Here is a 14,406-nt window from a genome sequence, read left to right on the forward strand (position 1 = left end):
GTGACTCCCTCCGCCCTTGCTGACCTCGTGCGTTCGTCCGCCGTCAAGGTGCTCGAGGCTCGTGGCCTCGACCACAATGTCCTGCCCGACGCGGTGACGGTGGAGCGACCCCGCAACCCCGAGCACGGCGACTACGCGACCAATGTGGCCCTGCAGGTCGCGAAGAAGGTGGGGATGAAGCCACGCGAGCTGGCCGAGGCGCTGGCCGAGGAGATCGCGGGCGCGGAAGGCGTCGACACCGCGGAGGTCGCGGGCCCCGGTTTCCTGAATCTCCGCCTGGCGGCCGACGCGCAGGGCGAGATCGTCCGTCGCGTGCTGAGCGAGGGCGACGCCTTCGGCCGTGGTGACGCGCTGGCCGGCCGGAAGATCAACCTGGAGTTCGTCTCGGCCAACCCGACCGGCCCGATCCACCTCGGCGGCACCCGCTGGGCCGCGGTCGGCGACGCGCTCGGCCGCGTGCTGGCCGCGCAGGGCGCCGATGTGACACGCGAGTACTACTTCAACGACGCCGGCGCGCAGATCGACCGGTTCGTCAATTCCCTCATCGCCTCCGCGCTGGGGGAGCCGCCGCCCGAGGACGGCTACGCGGGCGCGTATATCGACGACATCGCGGCCGAGGTCCTGCGCCGCGAGCCGAGCGCGCTGTCGCTTCCCGAGGACGAGCGGCACGAGCTGTTCCGGCGCGTGGGTGTCGGCCTCATGTTCGAGGAGATCAAGCAGAGCCTGCACGACTTCGGCACCGACTTCGACGTCTTCTTCCACGAGGACTCGCTGCACGCTTCCGGCGCCGTCGGCGACGTCGTGGCCGAGCTCAAGGAGTCGGGCAGCCTCTACCACGCCGACAACGCGTGGTGGCTGCGCTCCACCGAGCAGGGCGACGACAAGGACCGCGTCGTCATCAAGAGCGACGGCGCTCCCGCCTACATCGCGGGCGACATCGCCTACCTGCGCGACAAGATCAACCGCGGGTTCGATCTCTGCATCTACATGCTGGGCGCCGACCACCACGGTTACATCGCCCGGCTCAAGGCCGCGGCCGTCGCGATGGGCTACGACGCCGACGTGGTGGAGGTGCTGATCGGCCAGATGGTCAACCTGGTCAGCGGTGGCAAGCCGGTGCGGATGAGCAAGCGGGCGGGCACCGTCGTCACCATGGAGGACCTCGTCGAGGCCGTCGGGGTCGACGCGGCGCGCTACGAGCTGGCGCGGTATTCCGTCGACTCCAGCCTGGACATCGACCTGGACCTGCTGCGCAAGCACACGAACGAGAACCCCGTGTTCTACGTGCAGTACGCGCACGCGCGGCTCGCCTCGCTGCAGCGCAACGCCGCCGAGCTGAAGATCGAGATGAAGCCGGATGCCGACTTCAGTCTCCTCACGCATCCCCGCGAAGGGGATCTGATTCGCACGATCGGGGAGTTCCCGAGCGTGCTGGCGAAGGCGGCCGAGCTGCGTGAACCGCACCGCGTCGCCCGCTACCTCGAGTCGCTCGCGTCGGCTTACCACAAGTTCTACGACGTCGCGCGAGTGCTCCCGCAGGGTGACGAGGAACCGACCGACCTCACCTATGCCCGCCTGGCGCTGTGCGAGGCCGCACGCCAGGTGCTCGCCAACGGACTGTCCCTGCTCGGGGTCTCCGCCCCGGAACGGATGTAGGAATGTGTGCACACCCCGCGGGGCCCCGTCACGCCGAGGTCTACCCGCACGCCGACCAGGCAGGCTTTCCACCGTCCACTTCGGATGAGCTCGACCGGCTCTACCCGAAGGTGTGGCCGCGCAACAGTTACCGTGCGCCCGACGGCGTGGTACGCATCGCGGGCGTGGACGTCCGGGAGCTGGCCCGCACCTACGGCACGCCGCTGTTCGTGGTGGACGAGGCCGACTTCAAGTCGCGCTGCGCCGAGTACGCGGCCGCGTTCGACGACCCGGCCCTCGTCCACTATGCAGGCAAGGCGTTCCTGAGCACCGAGATCGCGCGCTGGGTGGCCGGCCAGGGGCTCAGCCTGGACGTGTGCAGCGGTGGCGAGCTGGCCATCGCAGCGCGCGCGGAGTTCCCGCCGGAGCGGATCACGTTCCACGGCAACAACAAGTCCATCGCGGAGCTGGAGGCGGCGGTCGAGGCGGGGGTCGGCACGGTGGTGCTCGACTCGTTCTACGAGATCGCCCGCCTCGCCGACGTCGCCGCCCGGCACGACGTGGTGCAGTCGGTGCTGGTGCGCGTCACGGTCGGTGTCGAGGCACACACGCATGAGTTCATCGCCACCGCGCACGAGGACCAGAAGTTCGGGTTCTCGCTGGCATCCGGTGACGCCGCCGAGGCGGTGCGCAGGGTGCTCAACGCCCCGTCGCTGCGCCTGGTGGGTCTGCACAGCCACATCGGCTCGCAGATCTTCGACGCCGACGGTTTCGAGGTGGCCGCCCGGCGGGTGATCGGCCTGCTGGCCGAGCTCCGCAAGGAACACGGGCCCGAGGCGCTCGAGCATTTGTCTACTGTGGACCTCGGGGGCGGGTTCGGGATCGCCTACACCGACAAGGACAACCCGCCGCCGCCCGCCCAGATGGTGACCCAGATCCGCGAGATCGTGCACAAGGAATGCGCGTTCGCCGGCATTCCGGTGCCGAGGATCGCGGGCGAGCCGGGGCGAGCGATCGCGGGACCGGGCACCGTGACGCTGTACGAGGTCGGGACGATCAAGGACGTCACGCTCGGTGACGACGAGTCCCGGCGGTACGTCAGTGTGGACGGCGGGATGAGCGACAACATCCGCACCGCGCTCTACGACGCCGCCTACGACGTCCGGCTGGTGTCTCGCGCCAGCGACGACGGGCAGCCGCAGCCGGTGCACGCCATGCTGTCCCGCGTGGTGGGAAAGCACTGTGAGTCCGGTGACATCGTCGTCCGCGACTGCTGGTTGCCCGACACTCTGGCACCGGGCGACCTGATCGCGGTCGCCGCCACGGGTGCGTACTGCTACTCGATGGCCAGCAACTACAACCGGCAACCGCGGCCCGCCGTGGTCGCCGTCCGCAACGGTGGCCACCGGCTGCTGCTGCGCAGGGAGACGTACGAGGACATGCTGCGACTGGAGGCGTCGTGAGCGACAATCGCGCCGCTTCCGCTCGCGTAAGCCGACCGGGTGCGGGTGTCCCGCAGAACACTGGAGGCGTCGTGAGCGACAATCGCGCCGCTTCCGCTCGCGTAAGCCGACCGGGTGCGGGTGTCCCGCAGAACACTGGAGGCGTCGTGAGCGACAATCGCGCCGCTTCCGCTCGCGGGAGCCACGGCGTTCCGAGCGACAGGGAGGTGTCATGACGGTCGCGACCCACGATGGGCGCGCGGTTCGAGTCGCACTGCTCGGCTGCGGCACGGTCGGCAGCGAGGTCACCCGCATGCTCCTCGCCGAGGCCGACGAGCTCGCCGCCCGGGTCGGCGCTCCGATCGAGCTGGCCGGCATCGCGGTCCGGCGGCCGGACAAGCACCCGGAGCTGCCGCAGCACCTGCTGACCTCCGACGCGGGCAGCCTCGTCGAGTCCGATGTGGACATCGTCGTGGAGCTCATCGGCGGCATCGACCCGGTGCGCGGCTGGCTGCTCACCGCGCTGCGCAAGGGAAAGTCGGTCGTCACGGGCAACAAGGCGCTGTTGTCGGAATACGCGGCGGAGCTGTCCGAGGCGGCGGACGAGTCGGGTGCCGACCTCTACTACGAGGCGGCGGTGGCCGGTGCCATCCCGCTGCTGCGGCCGCTGCGGGAATCCCTGGCCGGTGACCGCATCATGCGCGTGATGGGCATCGTCAACGGCACCACCAACTTCATCCTGTCCGCAATGGACTCGACCGGCGCCGGATACGCGGAGACGCTCGACGAGGCCACCCGGCTCGGCTACGCCGAGGCCGACCCGACGGCCGACATCGACGGCTACGACGCCGCCTCCAAGGCCGCCATCCTCGCGTCGCTGGCGTTCCACAGCCGGGTCACCGCCGCGGACGTGCATCGCGAGGGCATCGTCGGCATCAGCGCGTCCGACATCGCCGCGGCCAAGTCGCTGAACCGGACCGTGAAGCTGCTGGCGATCTGCGAGCGGGTGACCGCCGACGACGGCACCGAGTCCGTGTCCGCCCGGGTGCACCCCGTGATGATCCCGCGCAGTCACCAGCTCGCGTGGGTGAGCGGCGCGTTCAACGCCGTCTACGTCGAGGCGGAGGCCGCCGGGCAGCTGATGTTCTACGGCCAGGGGGCCGGCGGCGCTCCCACCGCGAGCGCCGTGCTCGGTGACCTGGTCGCGGCCGCGCGGAACAAGGTCGCGGGCGGGCGGGGCCCGCGGGAGTCGGCGCACGCGGCACTGCCGGTGCGGCCGATGGGGCAGACGCCGACGCGCTACCACATCAGTCTCGACGTCGCCGACAAGCCGGGTGTGCTGGCGCAGGTGGCGCAGGTGTTCGCGACGCACGGCGTGAGCATCGCCGCGGTGCGCCAGCGGGACGGACGGTCGATGGCGAGCCTGGTGGTGGTGACCCACCTGGCCCCGGATGCCGCGCTCCAGGCCACTGTGGACGAGATCGGCAGGCTCGACGTCGTGCGCGAGGTTGTCAGCGTCATGCGGGTTGAAGGCGAGGATTCGTGAATCTCGTGAACCAGACCGCCCGGGCAGGCTGGCCGGGCATCATCCGGGCGTACTCGTCGCGGATCCCGATTCCCAAGGGCGCCGAGATCGTCACCCTGGGCGAGGGCAACACTCCGCTGCTGCCCGCCCCGTACCTGTCGGAGCTCACCGGCTGCACCGTCTACCTCAAGGTGGAGGGGGCCAACCCCACCGGGTCGTTCAAGGACCGCGGCATGACGGTGGCCATCACGCACGCGCTGGCCAGCGGGCTGCAGGCGGTCATCTGCGCGTCCACGGGCAACACGTCGGCGTCGGCGTCCGCGTACGCGGCACGTGCCGGGCTCACCAGCGCCGTGCTCGTGCCGCAGGGCAAGATCGCGCTCGGCAAGATGGCGCAGGCCGTGCTGCACGGTGCCCGTATCCTCCAGGTCGACGGCAACTTCGACGACTGCCTCGAGCTCGCGCGCAAGACCGCGGCCGACTACCCGGTGACGCTGGTCAACTCGGTCAACCCCGTGCGGCTGGTGGGCCAGAAGTCGGCGGCGTGGGAAATCTGCGACGTGCTGGGCACGGCGCCGGACATTCACTGCCTGCCCGTCGGTAACGCCGGCAACATCACCGCCTACTGGGCCGGTTACGCCGAGTACGCCGCGGACGGCGTGGTGGACCGCACGCCGCGCATGTTCGGCTTCCAGGCCGCCGGTGCCGCGCCGCTCGTGCACGGTGAACCGGTGAAGTCGCCGGAGACGGTCGCGACCGCGATCCGGGTGGGCAGCCCGGCGTCGTGGGAGTCGGCGGTGAAGGCCAAGACGGCGAGCGGCGGGCTGTTCGAGGCGGTCACCGACGAGAAGATCCTCGAGGCCTACCGCCTGCTGGCACGGCGGGAGGGCGTGTTCGTCGAGCCCGCGTCGGCCACCAGCGTCGCCGGGCTGCTGCTGACCGCCGCCGACGGCCGCATCCCGCGGGGCTCGACGGTCGTGTGCACGGTGACCGGTCACGGTCTCAAGGACCCGGCCACCGCGCTCGAGGGCAACGTCGAGGTGGAGCCGCTGGCCGTCGACCCGCGCGCGGTGGCGTCCGCGCTGGAGCTGTCGTGAGGCTGACCGTCCGCGTCCCCGCGTCGACGGCGAATCTCGGCCCCGGTTTCGACAGTTTCGGTCTCGCGCTCGCCCTGCACGACGTCATCGAGCTCGAGGTGACTCCGTCCGGGCTCGAGGTCGAGGTGATCGACGCGGGCGCGGGCGAGATGAAGGGCGTGCCCACCGACGGCACCCACCTCATCGTGCGGGCGCTGCGGCGGGCGTGCCGGGTGCTGGACGTCGACCTGCCCGGCGTGCGCCTGCGGTGCCACAACGCCATTCCCCATTCCCGGGGGCTCGGGTCGTCGGCGGCGGCCGTGGTGGCCGGGATCGCCGCGGGTTACGCGCTAGCGGGCCGGGCCATCGACGACCTGGCGCTGCAACTTGCCGCCGAGTTCGAAGGACACGCCGACAACGCGGCGGCCAGCCTCTTCGGCGGGTTCGTGGTGGCGTGGAACTCCGGTGGCCGGTTCCACGCCGAGCGGCTCGAACCGCACGCGGCGATCCGGCCCGTGGTGGCCATTCCCTCGACGCGGTCCTCGACCCGCGAGGCGCGCGGCCTGCTGCCCGAGCGCGTCCCACTGGCCGACGCGGCGTTCTCGGTGAGCCGCGCCGCACTGGGCGTGTACGCCATGACCGAGCGCCCGGAGCTGCTCTTCACCGCGACCGACGACCGGCTGCACCAGGCCTACCGCGCGCCGGCGTATCCGGACACGGCCCGGCTGGTCCGCACGCTGCGGGAACACGGCGTGGCGGCCGCCGTGTCCGGCGCGGGGCCGACCGTGCTGGCGCTGACGACGACGGGAATACTTCCCGAGGACGTCGGTGTTGAAGGATTCGACGTCACCGAGCTGGCGATCGACCCGACCGGTGTCCACATCACCGCGAGGTAGCCGCGGTACGGTCCTGCCAGGGCGTGAGGCACGCCACTGACAGGGGTGGTTGTTGCACCGCGACCTTGGTCGGTCTACCCTCGGGGGCGTTCGGTCACCGTGCTTGTTCCGCACCCGGTGATGGTCCCGGGAGCTTCTCCCGGTCGCATCTTCCGTTATCGACGGGGGTTCCCGGTAGCCACGGTGGTCGGCCCCATCCCGTGCAAGCGGCTCCGCCGCTGCGACTCCCACGTCTCAGCCGGATCGCTCGCAGGGAACTGAAACGCCGTCTCGCAATTCGGACGCGGGCGGCGGTCCGCTGGTCCACCGTGGAGGCGTGGATCGGTCAGGAAGGACATGTGTGAGCAACACCGATCTCTTGAGCGGCGACGCGAGCACCCAGGCGCCAGCGCCGGGTGATGGGGAGCAGACGCCGCAGACCAACGGTGCGGCCGCGACGCCGAAGCGGCGTCCCGGCGGGCTGTCCGGCATGGTCATCGCCGACCTGCGGGCACTGGCCGCCGAACTCGGCATCGGCGACACCACGGGGATGCGCAAGGGCGATCTGATCGCCGCTATTCGCGAGCGCCAGGGCAAGTCGAAGCGCGGCCGGACGACGGCGGGCAGTGGCGAGACGCTGCCGCTCGACGGCGTCGGCGAGACCGGCGAGGCGAAGAGCTCCGCGCGGAAGCCGGCGAGTGCCGAGAAGGCGACGGGTGCCGAGAAGGCGGCCGCGCCGAAGGCCGAGTCCGAGCAGTCCGCCGTGAGCGCGTCGACCGAGCAGGCCGCAAAGGTCCAGACCGACAGGAACGAGAAGGCCGAGAGCAAGCAGGCCACCGAGAAGAAGCCGGACGGCGACGCCGACTCCGGCCAGAGCGACGGCGGAGGACGGCGCAGGCGTCGCGGCGGCTCCGGCCGTGGTTCCGGTGGCTCCGACTCCGCCGCGCAGCAGCAGAAGACCGACGAGGAGTCCGGTCAGCGCGGGGAGTCCTCCGGCGAGCAGCGTGGCGAGTCCTCGGGCGACCAGCGCAAGCAGAACGGCGGCGCCAACCAGAACCGGAACAACTCCGGCGGCGACCGCAACAATGCCGGCGGCGGGGACGACGACGAGCGCGGCGGCCGCCGCGGACGGCGTTACCGCGACCGGCGCAGGCGCGGTGGCCGCGGTGAGGGCGGCGGCAACGCCGACACCGAGATCCGCGAGGACGACGTCCTGCTTCCGGTGGCCGGCATCCTCGACGTGCTGGACAACTACGCGTTCGTGCGCACCTCGGGCTACCTGCCCGGGCCGAACGACGTGTACGTCTCGCTCTCGCTCGTGCGCAAGTACGGCCTGCGGCGCGGTGACGCCATCACCGGCGCGGTGCGCCAGCCGCGTGAGGGTGAGCAGCAGCGGCAGAAGTTCAACCCGCTCGTCCGGGTGGACTCGGTCAACGGGCTGGACCCCGAGGTCGCCAAGAAGCGCCCGGAATTCCACAAGCTGACGCCGTTGTACCCGAACGAGCGGCTGCGCCTGGAGACCACGCCGAACAAGCTCACCACGCGCGTCATCGACCTGGTGATGCCGGTGGGCAAGGGGCAGCGTGCGCTGATCGTCTCGCCGCCGAAGGCGGGCAAGACGACCATCATGCAGGACATCGCCAACGCGATCACCACGAACAACCCCGAGTGCCACCTGATGGTCGTGCTCGTGGACGAGCGGCCGGAAGAGGTCACCGACATGCAGCGGTCGGTGAAGGGCGAGGTCATCGCCTCGACCTTCGACCGTCCGCCGTCGGACCACACCTCGGTCGCGGAGCTGTCCATCGAGCGGGCCAAGCGGCTCGTCGAGATGGGCCACGACGTGGTGGTGCTGCTCGACTCGATCACCCGCCTCGGCCGTGCCTACAACCTGGCGGCCCCGGCGTCCGGCCGGATCCTCTCCGGTGGTGTCGACTCGACCGCGCTGTTCCCGCCGAAGCGGTTCCTCGGCGCGGCACGCAACATCGAGGACGGCGGGTCGCTGACCATCTTCGCCACGGCGATGGTGGAAACCGGCTCCACCGGTGACACGGTGATCTTCGAGGAGTTCAAGGGCACCGGCAACGCCGAGCTCAAGCTCGACCGTAAGATCGCCGAGCGGCGCGTCTTCCCGGCGGTGGACGTCAACCCGTCCGGTACCCGCAAGGAGGAGCTGCTGCTCTCGCCGGACGAGCTGGCGGTGACGCACAAGCTGCACCGGGTGCTGCACGCCCTCGACTCGCAGCAGGCCATCGATCTGCTGATCGACCGGCTCCGCAAGACCAAGACGAACATCGAGTTCCTGATGCAGGTGTCGAAGACGACTCCGGGTCTCGACGACGACTGAGCAGGAACAAGGGCGCGTGCAGCGACGTTGCACGTGTCTGGCAGAATCGATCCGCTGACGTCCGGCTCCGGTTCACCTCGGCACGAGGACCCGGCGGCCAACGAGAGAGGACCCCATGAAGAGCGGTATTCACCCCGAGTACGTGGTGACCGAGGTCACCTGCGGCTGCGGTAACAGCTTCACCACGCGCAGCACGAAGGACACGGGCAAGATCTACGTCGAAATCTGCTCGAACTGCCACCCGTTCTACACCGGCAAGCAGAAGATTCTGGACACCGGTGGCCGGGTCGCACGGTTCGAGGCTCGCTACGGCAAGCGTCAGAAGAAGACCAACGCCAAGTAGCTTCACCAACGGCGCTCGCACCTGCCCTCGTGGCGGTGCGGGCGCCGTTTTCGTGTTCGGCGCCAGTGCGGCGCGCGGCTTGCGCAACGAAGGAGTGCAGTGGAATCCGGTTCCCTCCAGGGGCTGCTCGACGAGTACGCCGAGCTGGAAGACCAGCTCGCGGACCCGTCCGTGCACGCTGACCAGGCGCGGGCACGCAAACTGGGGCGCCGATACGCCGAGCTGTCTCCCGTGGTCAAGACGCTGAACGAGCTGAACGCCGCCCGTTCCGACCTCGCCGCCGCCAAGGAACTGGCCGCGGAGGACGAAACGTTCGCCGAGGAGGCCGACGAGCTGGCCGAGCGCATCCCCGCGCTCGAGTCGCGGCTCACCGAGCTGCTGCTCCCGCGCGACCCCTACGACTCCGCCGACGTGGTCATGGAGATCAAGTCCGGCGAAGGGGGCGAGGAGTCGGCCCTGTTCGCGGGCGACCTGCTGCGCATGTACCTGCGCTACGCCGAGCGGCGGGGCTGGAAGGCGGAGGTGCTCGACTCGACCGAGTCCGACCTCGGCGGGTACAAGGACGTCACGGTGTCCATCAAGAGCAAGGGCTCGGAGGCCGTGGTGGACGGGGTGTGGGCGCGGTTGAAGTTCGAGGGCGGGGTGCACCGGGTGCAGCGTGTGCCTGCGACCGAGTCGCAGGGTCGCATCCACACCTCGGCCGCCGGCGTGCTCATCTATCCCGAACCCGAGGAGGTCGAGGTCGAGATCGACCCGAACGACCTGCGGATCGACGTGTTCCGGTCGTCCGGCCCGGGCGGGCAGAGCGTCAACACCACGGACTCCGCCGTGCGCGTGACGCACCTGCCGACCGGCATCGTGGTGTCGTGCCAGAACGAGAAGTCGCAGATCCAGAACCGTGCGCGGGCCATCCAGGTGCTGCAGGCCCGGCTGCAGGCGTTGGCCGAGGAGGAGGCCGCGGCCAAGGCCGCCGATGCCCGCCGGTCCCAGGTGCGGACCGTCGACCGTTCCGAGCGCGTGCGGACCTACAACTTCCCGGAGAACCGGATCTCCGACCACCGGGTGAACTACAAGGCCTACAACCTGGACCAGGTGCTCGACGGGGAGCTCGACGGCGTCCTCGACGCCCTGCAGAGTGCCGACCGCGAGGAGCGGCTGGCCGACGCGCAGTCCTGACGGCAGCCTCCGAGTTCGGGCCGCCGTGTGGTCAGTGGCGTGGGTCCGGACCCAGGCGGGCCCTGTCGACGACGTCGGAGGCCGGGCGGCCCGGCGGCGTCTCGGCCGGTGACCGGCGTCCGACGTGGTCGCGATGGGAAGTGCCGGCGGCCGGTTCGGCTCTTGTTGCCGACCGGCCCGACCTGGGACTCCGTCCGGCCTCGTCGCTACGCTCCGGCGGGCACTGGCGGCCCTGGACGAGGCGGATCGAGTCGATGTGGCGGACGCGGACCACTCTCGCGGCGTATGTCCCGCTCGACGATCGAGGCGTGTGCCAGGCTGGACGATGTGAAAAGACAGCCCCTGCGACTGGCGATTCTGGAGGCGACCCGCATTCTCGAGCAGGCCGGGGTGGCCTCGCCGCGCACCGACGCGGAGCTCATCGCCGCGCACGTGCTCGGTGTCGACCGGGGGCGATTACCGCTGACACCACTGGTCGACCCACCCGTGGTGGAGGCCATCGGCCGGCTCGTCGCCCAGCGGGCCAAGCGCGTGCCGCTGCAGCACCTGACCGGCTGGGCGGCGCTCGGCGGCATCACCGTGGAGGTCGGCGCGGGCGTGTTCGTGCCGAGGCCGGAGACCGAGCTCCTGCTGGAGTGGGGCCTGTCGGTGCTCAAGGGACGCGAGTACCCGGTGGTCGTGGACCTGTGCACGGGCTCGGCGGCGCTCGCGCTGGCCGTCGCGCACGAGCGGCCCGACGCCGTCGTCTACGCCGTCGACAACGACCCCACCGCTCTCGCCTGGGCACGGCACAACGCCGACGCCCGGGCGGAAGCGGGCGACACGCCGATCCGCCTCTACTCGGGCGATGTCACCGACCACACCGTGTTCGCGGAACTCGACGGGCTGGTCGACCTGGTGCTGTGCAACCCGCCGTACGTGCCGCAGGGCACGCCCGTGCCGCCGGAGGTGGCCGAGCACGACCCGCCGCAGGCGGTGTTCGCGGCCGGGGGCGGGCTCGACGTCATCCGTCACGTCGTCGCGATGTCCGCCCGGCTGTTGCGGCCCGGCGGCGGGGTGGCCATCGAGCACGACGACACCCACGGCACCGCTGTGCCGGAGCTGCTGCGGGCCCGTCGGGTGCTCACGGAGGTGCGGGACCACCCGGACCTGGCCGGGCGGCCCCGTTTCGTCACGGCCCGCCGGGGCTGAGTGCCTACGCCCCGGTGCTCGCGCTCGCGAGCAGCAACCGGACGAGCAGGTAGAACGGCAACGCGAGAAGCACCAGCTTCCAGAACGCCCAGGCCGGTGTGCTGCGCTTGGCGATCAGCCACGTCACGAGCCCGGCGAGCACCGCGGGGACGATCGAGGCACCGATGAACGCGCCCGCCTGCTCGGCGCTCGGCGCTCCGGCGACGAGTAGTGCGATCACGAAGTTCACCGGCACCCACACGAGCGCCGCCAGCAGCGCCGAGCCGAAGCCGGCCCGTTTGCCCTGCGCCAGGGGCGCCTGCTCGCCCGGATTCACCGGGGGAGCGGCGGGCAGGTCGTGGGGATTGCGGTGCGGATCAGCGGGGTGTGTCATGACCGTTCCAACCTCGATCGTCGTTGGGCCGCCGCCCCTGCGCGGGCCGGTGCGGGGGTCGCTAAGCTCTGCCTTCATGAGCGCGGTGTACGACTGCAGCAACCCGGACACCCGAGCGGACGGCCTGAAGGCCGCCGCCGCGGCCGTGCGCTCCAGCAGACTCGTGGTGCTGCCGACGGACACGGTCTACGGCATCGGCGCCGACGCGTTCGACCCCGGTGCGGTGCGGTCGCTGCTGCAGGCCAAACACCGTGGACCGGACATGCCGGTGGGCGTCCTGGTGGGCTCGTGGTCCACTGTGGACGGCCTGGTGCTCGGCGTCCCCCAGCAGGCCCGCGCGCTCATCGAGGCGTTCTGGCCGGGAGACCTCTCGATCGTACTTCCGCACGCACCCAGCCTGAACTGGGATCTCGGCAGCACGCGGGGCACCGTGATGCTCCGGATGCCGCTGCACCCGGTGGCGCTCGAGCTGCTGCGCGAGGTCGGGCCGATGGCCGTGTCGAGCGCGAACGTCTCCGGCCGGCCGCCCGCGTCGACCGCGCAGGAGGCGCAGGAGCAGCTCGGCGAGTCGGTGTCGGTGTACCTCGACGGCGGCACGAGCGGCGACCCGGTGCCGTCCACGATCGTCGATCTCACCGGCGAGGAGCCGGTGCTGTTGCGGGAGGGCGCGGTGAGCGCCGAGGCGGTGTCGGAGGTGCTGGGTGTGGAGGTCGGCCCCCGGAGGTGACCGTGCTGCGGTGGCGATAGCGTTGCGCGCCGTGACCCCGCAGCACCTCTCCGGCAGGGGATGACGCAGTCGTGACTCCCACAGTGACCGCCGGCCTGCCGATCCGCGAGTACATCCTGGTCGCTCTCGTCTCCGCGGCCGTGACGTTCCTCCTCACCGCCGTGGTGCGCCGCTTCGCCATCAAGGCCGGCGCCGTGGCCGTGCCCCGAGCGCGAGACGTGCACGTCATCCCGATCCCGCGCATGGGCGGGCTGGCGATGTACCTCGGCGTCGTCGGCGGCATGGCCCTGGCGCACCAGCTCCCGGTGCTGCGCCGTGCGTTCGAGTACTCCTACGACCCCGTGGCCGTCCTCATCGGAGGCGGCGTCATCGTCCTGATCGGCGCGCTCGACGACCGGTTCGAGCTCGATGCCTGGACCAAGCTGGCCGGTCAGGTGATGTGCGCGGGCATCCTTGTCCTCTTCGGACTGCAGTGGGTGTCGTTCTGGGTGCCGTGGGGTGGCGATGGCGAGGCGCTCGGCCAGGTGCTGATCCTCGATCGCAACCAGGGTGGTCTGCTCGCGGTCCTGCTCGTGGTCGTGATGGTCAATGCCATGAACTTCGTCGACGGCCTGGACGGCCTCGCGGGTGGGCTCGGGTTCATCGCGGCGGCCGCGACGTGTGCGTTCTCGCTGGGCCTGCTCGCGTCGTCGGGCGGGGATGTCGGCACGTACCCGCCCGCGCTCATCGCGGCCACGCTGGCGGGCGCCTGCCTGGGCTTCCTACCGCACAACTTCCAGCCGGCGAAGATCTTCATGGGCGATTCGGGCTCGATGATGATCGGGCTCATGCTCGCCGCCGCCAGCACCTCGGCATCGGGCAAGATCAACTACACGTCGTTCGACGCGACGGACGTCGTGGCTCTGCTCTCGCCGTTGTTCGTCGTCGCCGCCGTGCTGTTCCTCCCGCTGCTCGACCTCGTGATGGCCGTCGTGCGGCGCACCCGCCGGGGCGAGAGCCCGTTCGCCGCCGACAAGATGCATCTGCACCACCGGCTGCTGGAGATCGGGCATTCCCAGCGCCGTGCCGTGCTGCTCATCTACCTGTGGGCGGCGTTGCTCGCGTTCGGAGCGGTCGCGGTGACCCTGTTCGACACGGCTGCCGTGTTCTGGATCACGTGTGCCGGGCTGCTCATCGCGGCCCTCATCTCGATGGTCCCTAGACTGAGGTCACGCAATTCCCAGGGAGCACCGTGAACGAGCAGTCCGAGAAAACCAATCCGCACGCCCAGCAGGTGCTGAAGCTGGCCGACGCCATGCTGCGCACCGCGCTGTGGCCGGCGATCGCCGTGGTGGTGGTCGGTGCGGTCGTGGCGACCGTCCTCGTCGGTACCGAAGGCCTGCTCGGTGCGCTCGTCGGTGGTGTCGTGGCCTTCGCCTCGTCGCTGGCGACGCTGTTCATGATGCGCAAGTCGTCCGCCATGGAACCCATGGCCGTGATGGCGGTCGCGCTCATCGGTTACGTCTTCAAGATCGTCGTGATCTTCGGCGTGATGACGCTGCTCCGCGGGGTCGACGCTCTGCACACCCTGTCGCTGGCCCTCACGATGATGGCGGTGATCTTGGTCTGGGCCGGTGCCGAGATGGTCGCGTTCAAGCGCACCAAGATCCCTACGATCATCCCTGACTAGGCGAAACGCGGTTACCGGCCGGTTAAG

The 14,406-nt window shown here is 70.5% G+C and carries 13 protein-coding genes; 12 read left to right on the forward strand and 1 reads right to left on the reverse strand.

Going from position 1 to position 14,406, the window contains the following annotated elements:
* From argS to prmC, 9 genes are all read left to right on the forward strand, one after another.
* Nucleotides 1-1,656, forward strand: coding sequence for an arginine--tRNA ligase (gene argS / locus ACFSZT_RS12005; RefSeq protein ID WP_377394504.1), 1,656 nt, complete (start codon nucleotides 1-3; stop codon nucleotides 1,654-1,656).
* A 2-nt stretch (nucleotides 1,657-1,658) separates the two neighbouring features.
* Nucleotides 1,659-3,098, forward strand: coding sequence for a diaminopimelate decarboxylase (gene lysA, locus ACFSZT_RS12010; RefSeq protein ID WP_377394501.1), 1,440 nt, complete (start codon nucleotides 1,659-1,661; stop codon nucleotides 3,096-3,098).
* Between the two features lie 211 nt (nucleotides 3,099-3,309).
* A complete protein-coding gene (locus ACFSZT_RS12015; protein ID WP_377394499.1) occupies nucleotides 3,310-4,623 on the forward strand; it encodes a homoserine dehydrogenase in 1,314 nt (437 codons plus the stop codon).
* Nucleotides 4,624-4,628: 5 nt separating this feature from the next.
* On the forward strand, nucleotides 4,629-5,699 hold the full coding sequence (gene thrC / locus ACFSZT_RS12020; protein WP_377394497.1) for a threonine synthase: 1,071 nt from the start codon (nucleotides 4,629-4,631) through the stop codon (nucleotides 5,697-5,699).
* Nucleotides 5,696-6,574, forward strand: coding sequence for a homoserine kinase (gene thrB, locus ACFSZT_RS12025; protein ID WP_377394495.1), 879 nt, complete (start codon nucleotides 5,696-5,698; stop codon nucleotides 6,572-6,574). The genes thrC and thrB overlap by 4 nt, the downstream gene beginning before the upstream one ends.
* 340 nt (nucleotides 6,575-6,914) lie before the next feature.
* Nucleotides 6,915-8,900 (forward strand): transcription termination factor Rho, encoded by a 1,986-nt coding sequence (gene rho, locus ACFSZT_RS12030; RefSeq protein ID WP_377394493.1) that lies wholly within the window; start codon nucleotides 6,915-6,917, stop codon nucleotides 8,898-8,900.
* 115 nt (nucleotides 8,901-9,015) lie between these two features.
* Nucleotides 9,016-9,243, forward strand: a complete 228-nt coding sequence (gene rpmE / locus ACFSZT_RS12035; RefSeq protein WP_377394491.1) for a 50S ribosomal protein L31 — start codon at nucleotides 9,016-9,018, stop codon at nucleotides 9,241-9,243.
* Nucleotides 9,244-9,342: 99 nt separating this feature from the next.
* Nucleotides 9,343-10,419, forward strand: a complete 1,077-nt coding sequence (gene prfA / locus ACFSZT_RS12040) for a peptide chain release factor 1 (protein ID WP_377394490.1) — start codon at nucleotides 9,343-9,345, stop codon at nucleotides 10,417-10,419.
* Nucleotides 10,420-10,746: 327 nt separating this feature from the next.
* Nucleotides 10,747-11,610, forward strand: coding sequence for a peptide chain release factor N(5)-glutamine methyltransferase (gene prmC / locus ACFSZT_RS12045; protein WP_377394488.1), 864 nt, complete (start codon nucleotides 10,747-10,749; stop codon nucleotides 11,608-11,610).
* A 4-nt stretch (nucleotides 11,611-11,614) separates the two neighbouring features.
* On the opposite strand, the gene ACFSZT_RS12050 is transcribed toward prmC, so the two are convergent.
* Nucleotides 11,615-11,983, reverse strand: coding sequence for a hypothetical protein (locus ACFSZT_RS12050; protein ID WP_377394486.1), 369 nt, complete (start codon nucleotides 11,981-11,983; stop codon nucleotides 11,615-11,617).
* Nucleotides 11,984-12,059: 76 nt separating this feature from the next.
* Here ACFSZT_RS12050 and ACFSZT_RS12055 point away from each other — a divergent pair, with 76 nt between their 5' ends.
* From ACFSZT_RS12055 to ACFSZT_RS12065, 3 genes are all read left to right on the forward strand, one after another.
* Nucleotides 12,060-12,710 carry an L-threonylcarbamoyladenylate synthase gene (locus tag ACFSZT_RS12055; RefSeq protein WP_377394484.1) on the forward strand — a complete coding sequence of 217 codons (651 nt, stop codon included), beginning with the start codon at nucleotides 12,060-12,062 and terminating at the stop codon, nucleotides 12,708-12,710.
* Nucleotides 12,711-12,781: 71 nt separating this feature from the next.
* The gene (locus ACFSZT_RS12060) at nucleotides 12,782-13,945 is read left to right on the forward strand and encodes a glycosyltransferase family 4 protein (protein ID WP_377394483.1); all 1,164 of its coding nucleotides are present in this window, start codon (nucleotides 12,782-12,784) and stop codon (nucleotides 13,943-13,945) included.
* Between the two features lie 59 nt (nucleotides 13,946-14,004).
* Complete coding sequence (locus ACFSZT_RS12065; RefSeq protein WP_377394575.1) at nucleotides 14,005-14,379, forward strand: hypothetical protein; 375 nt, start codon at nucleotides 14,005-14,007, stop codon at nucleotides 14,377-14,379.
* The last annotated feature ends 27 nt before the right edge of the window (nucleotides 14,380-14,406 follow it).

Source organism: Prauserella oleivorans (assembly GCF_042685745.1).
Taxonomy (GTDB): Bacteria; Actinomycetota; Actinomycetes; order Mycobacteriales; family Pseudonocardiaceae; genus Prauserella_A; species Prauserella_A oleivorans.

Excerpts from the sequence above, each read along its gene's own strand:
- ACFSZT_RS12015 (WP_377394499.1), top strand. The coding sequence starts at position 3,310 with ATGACGGTCGCGACCCACGATGGGCGCGCGGTTCGAGTCGCACTGCTC.
- rpmE (WP_377394491.1), top strand. The coding sequence starts at position 9,016 with ATGAAGAGCGGTATTCACCCCGAGTACGTGGTGACCGAGGTCACCTGC.
- ACFSZT_RS12055 (WP_377394484.1), top strand. The coding sequence starts at position 12,060 with ATGAGCGCGGTGTACGACTGCAGCAACCCGGACACCCGAGCGGACGGC.
- ACFSZT_RS12065 (WP_377394575.1), top strand. The coding sequence starts at position 14,005 with ATGCTGCGCACCGCGCTGTGGCCGGCGATCGCCGTGGTGGTGGTCGGT.
- lysA (WP_377394501.1), top strand. The coding sequence starts at position 1,659 with ATGTGTGCACACCCCGCGGGGCCCCGTCACGCCGAGGTCTACCCGCAC.
- ACFSZT_RS12050 (WP_377394486.1), bottom strand. The coding sequence starts at position 11,983 with ATGACACACCCCGCTGATCCGCACCGCAATCCCCACGACCTGCCCGCC.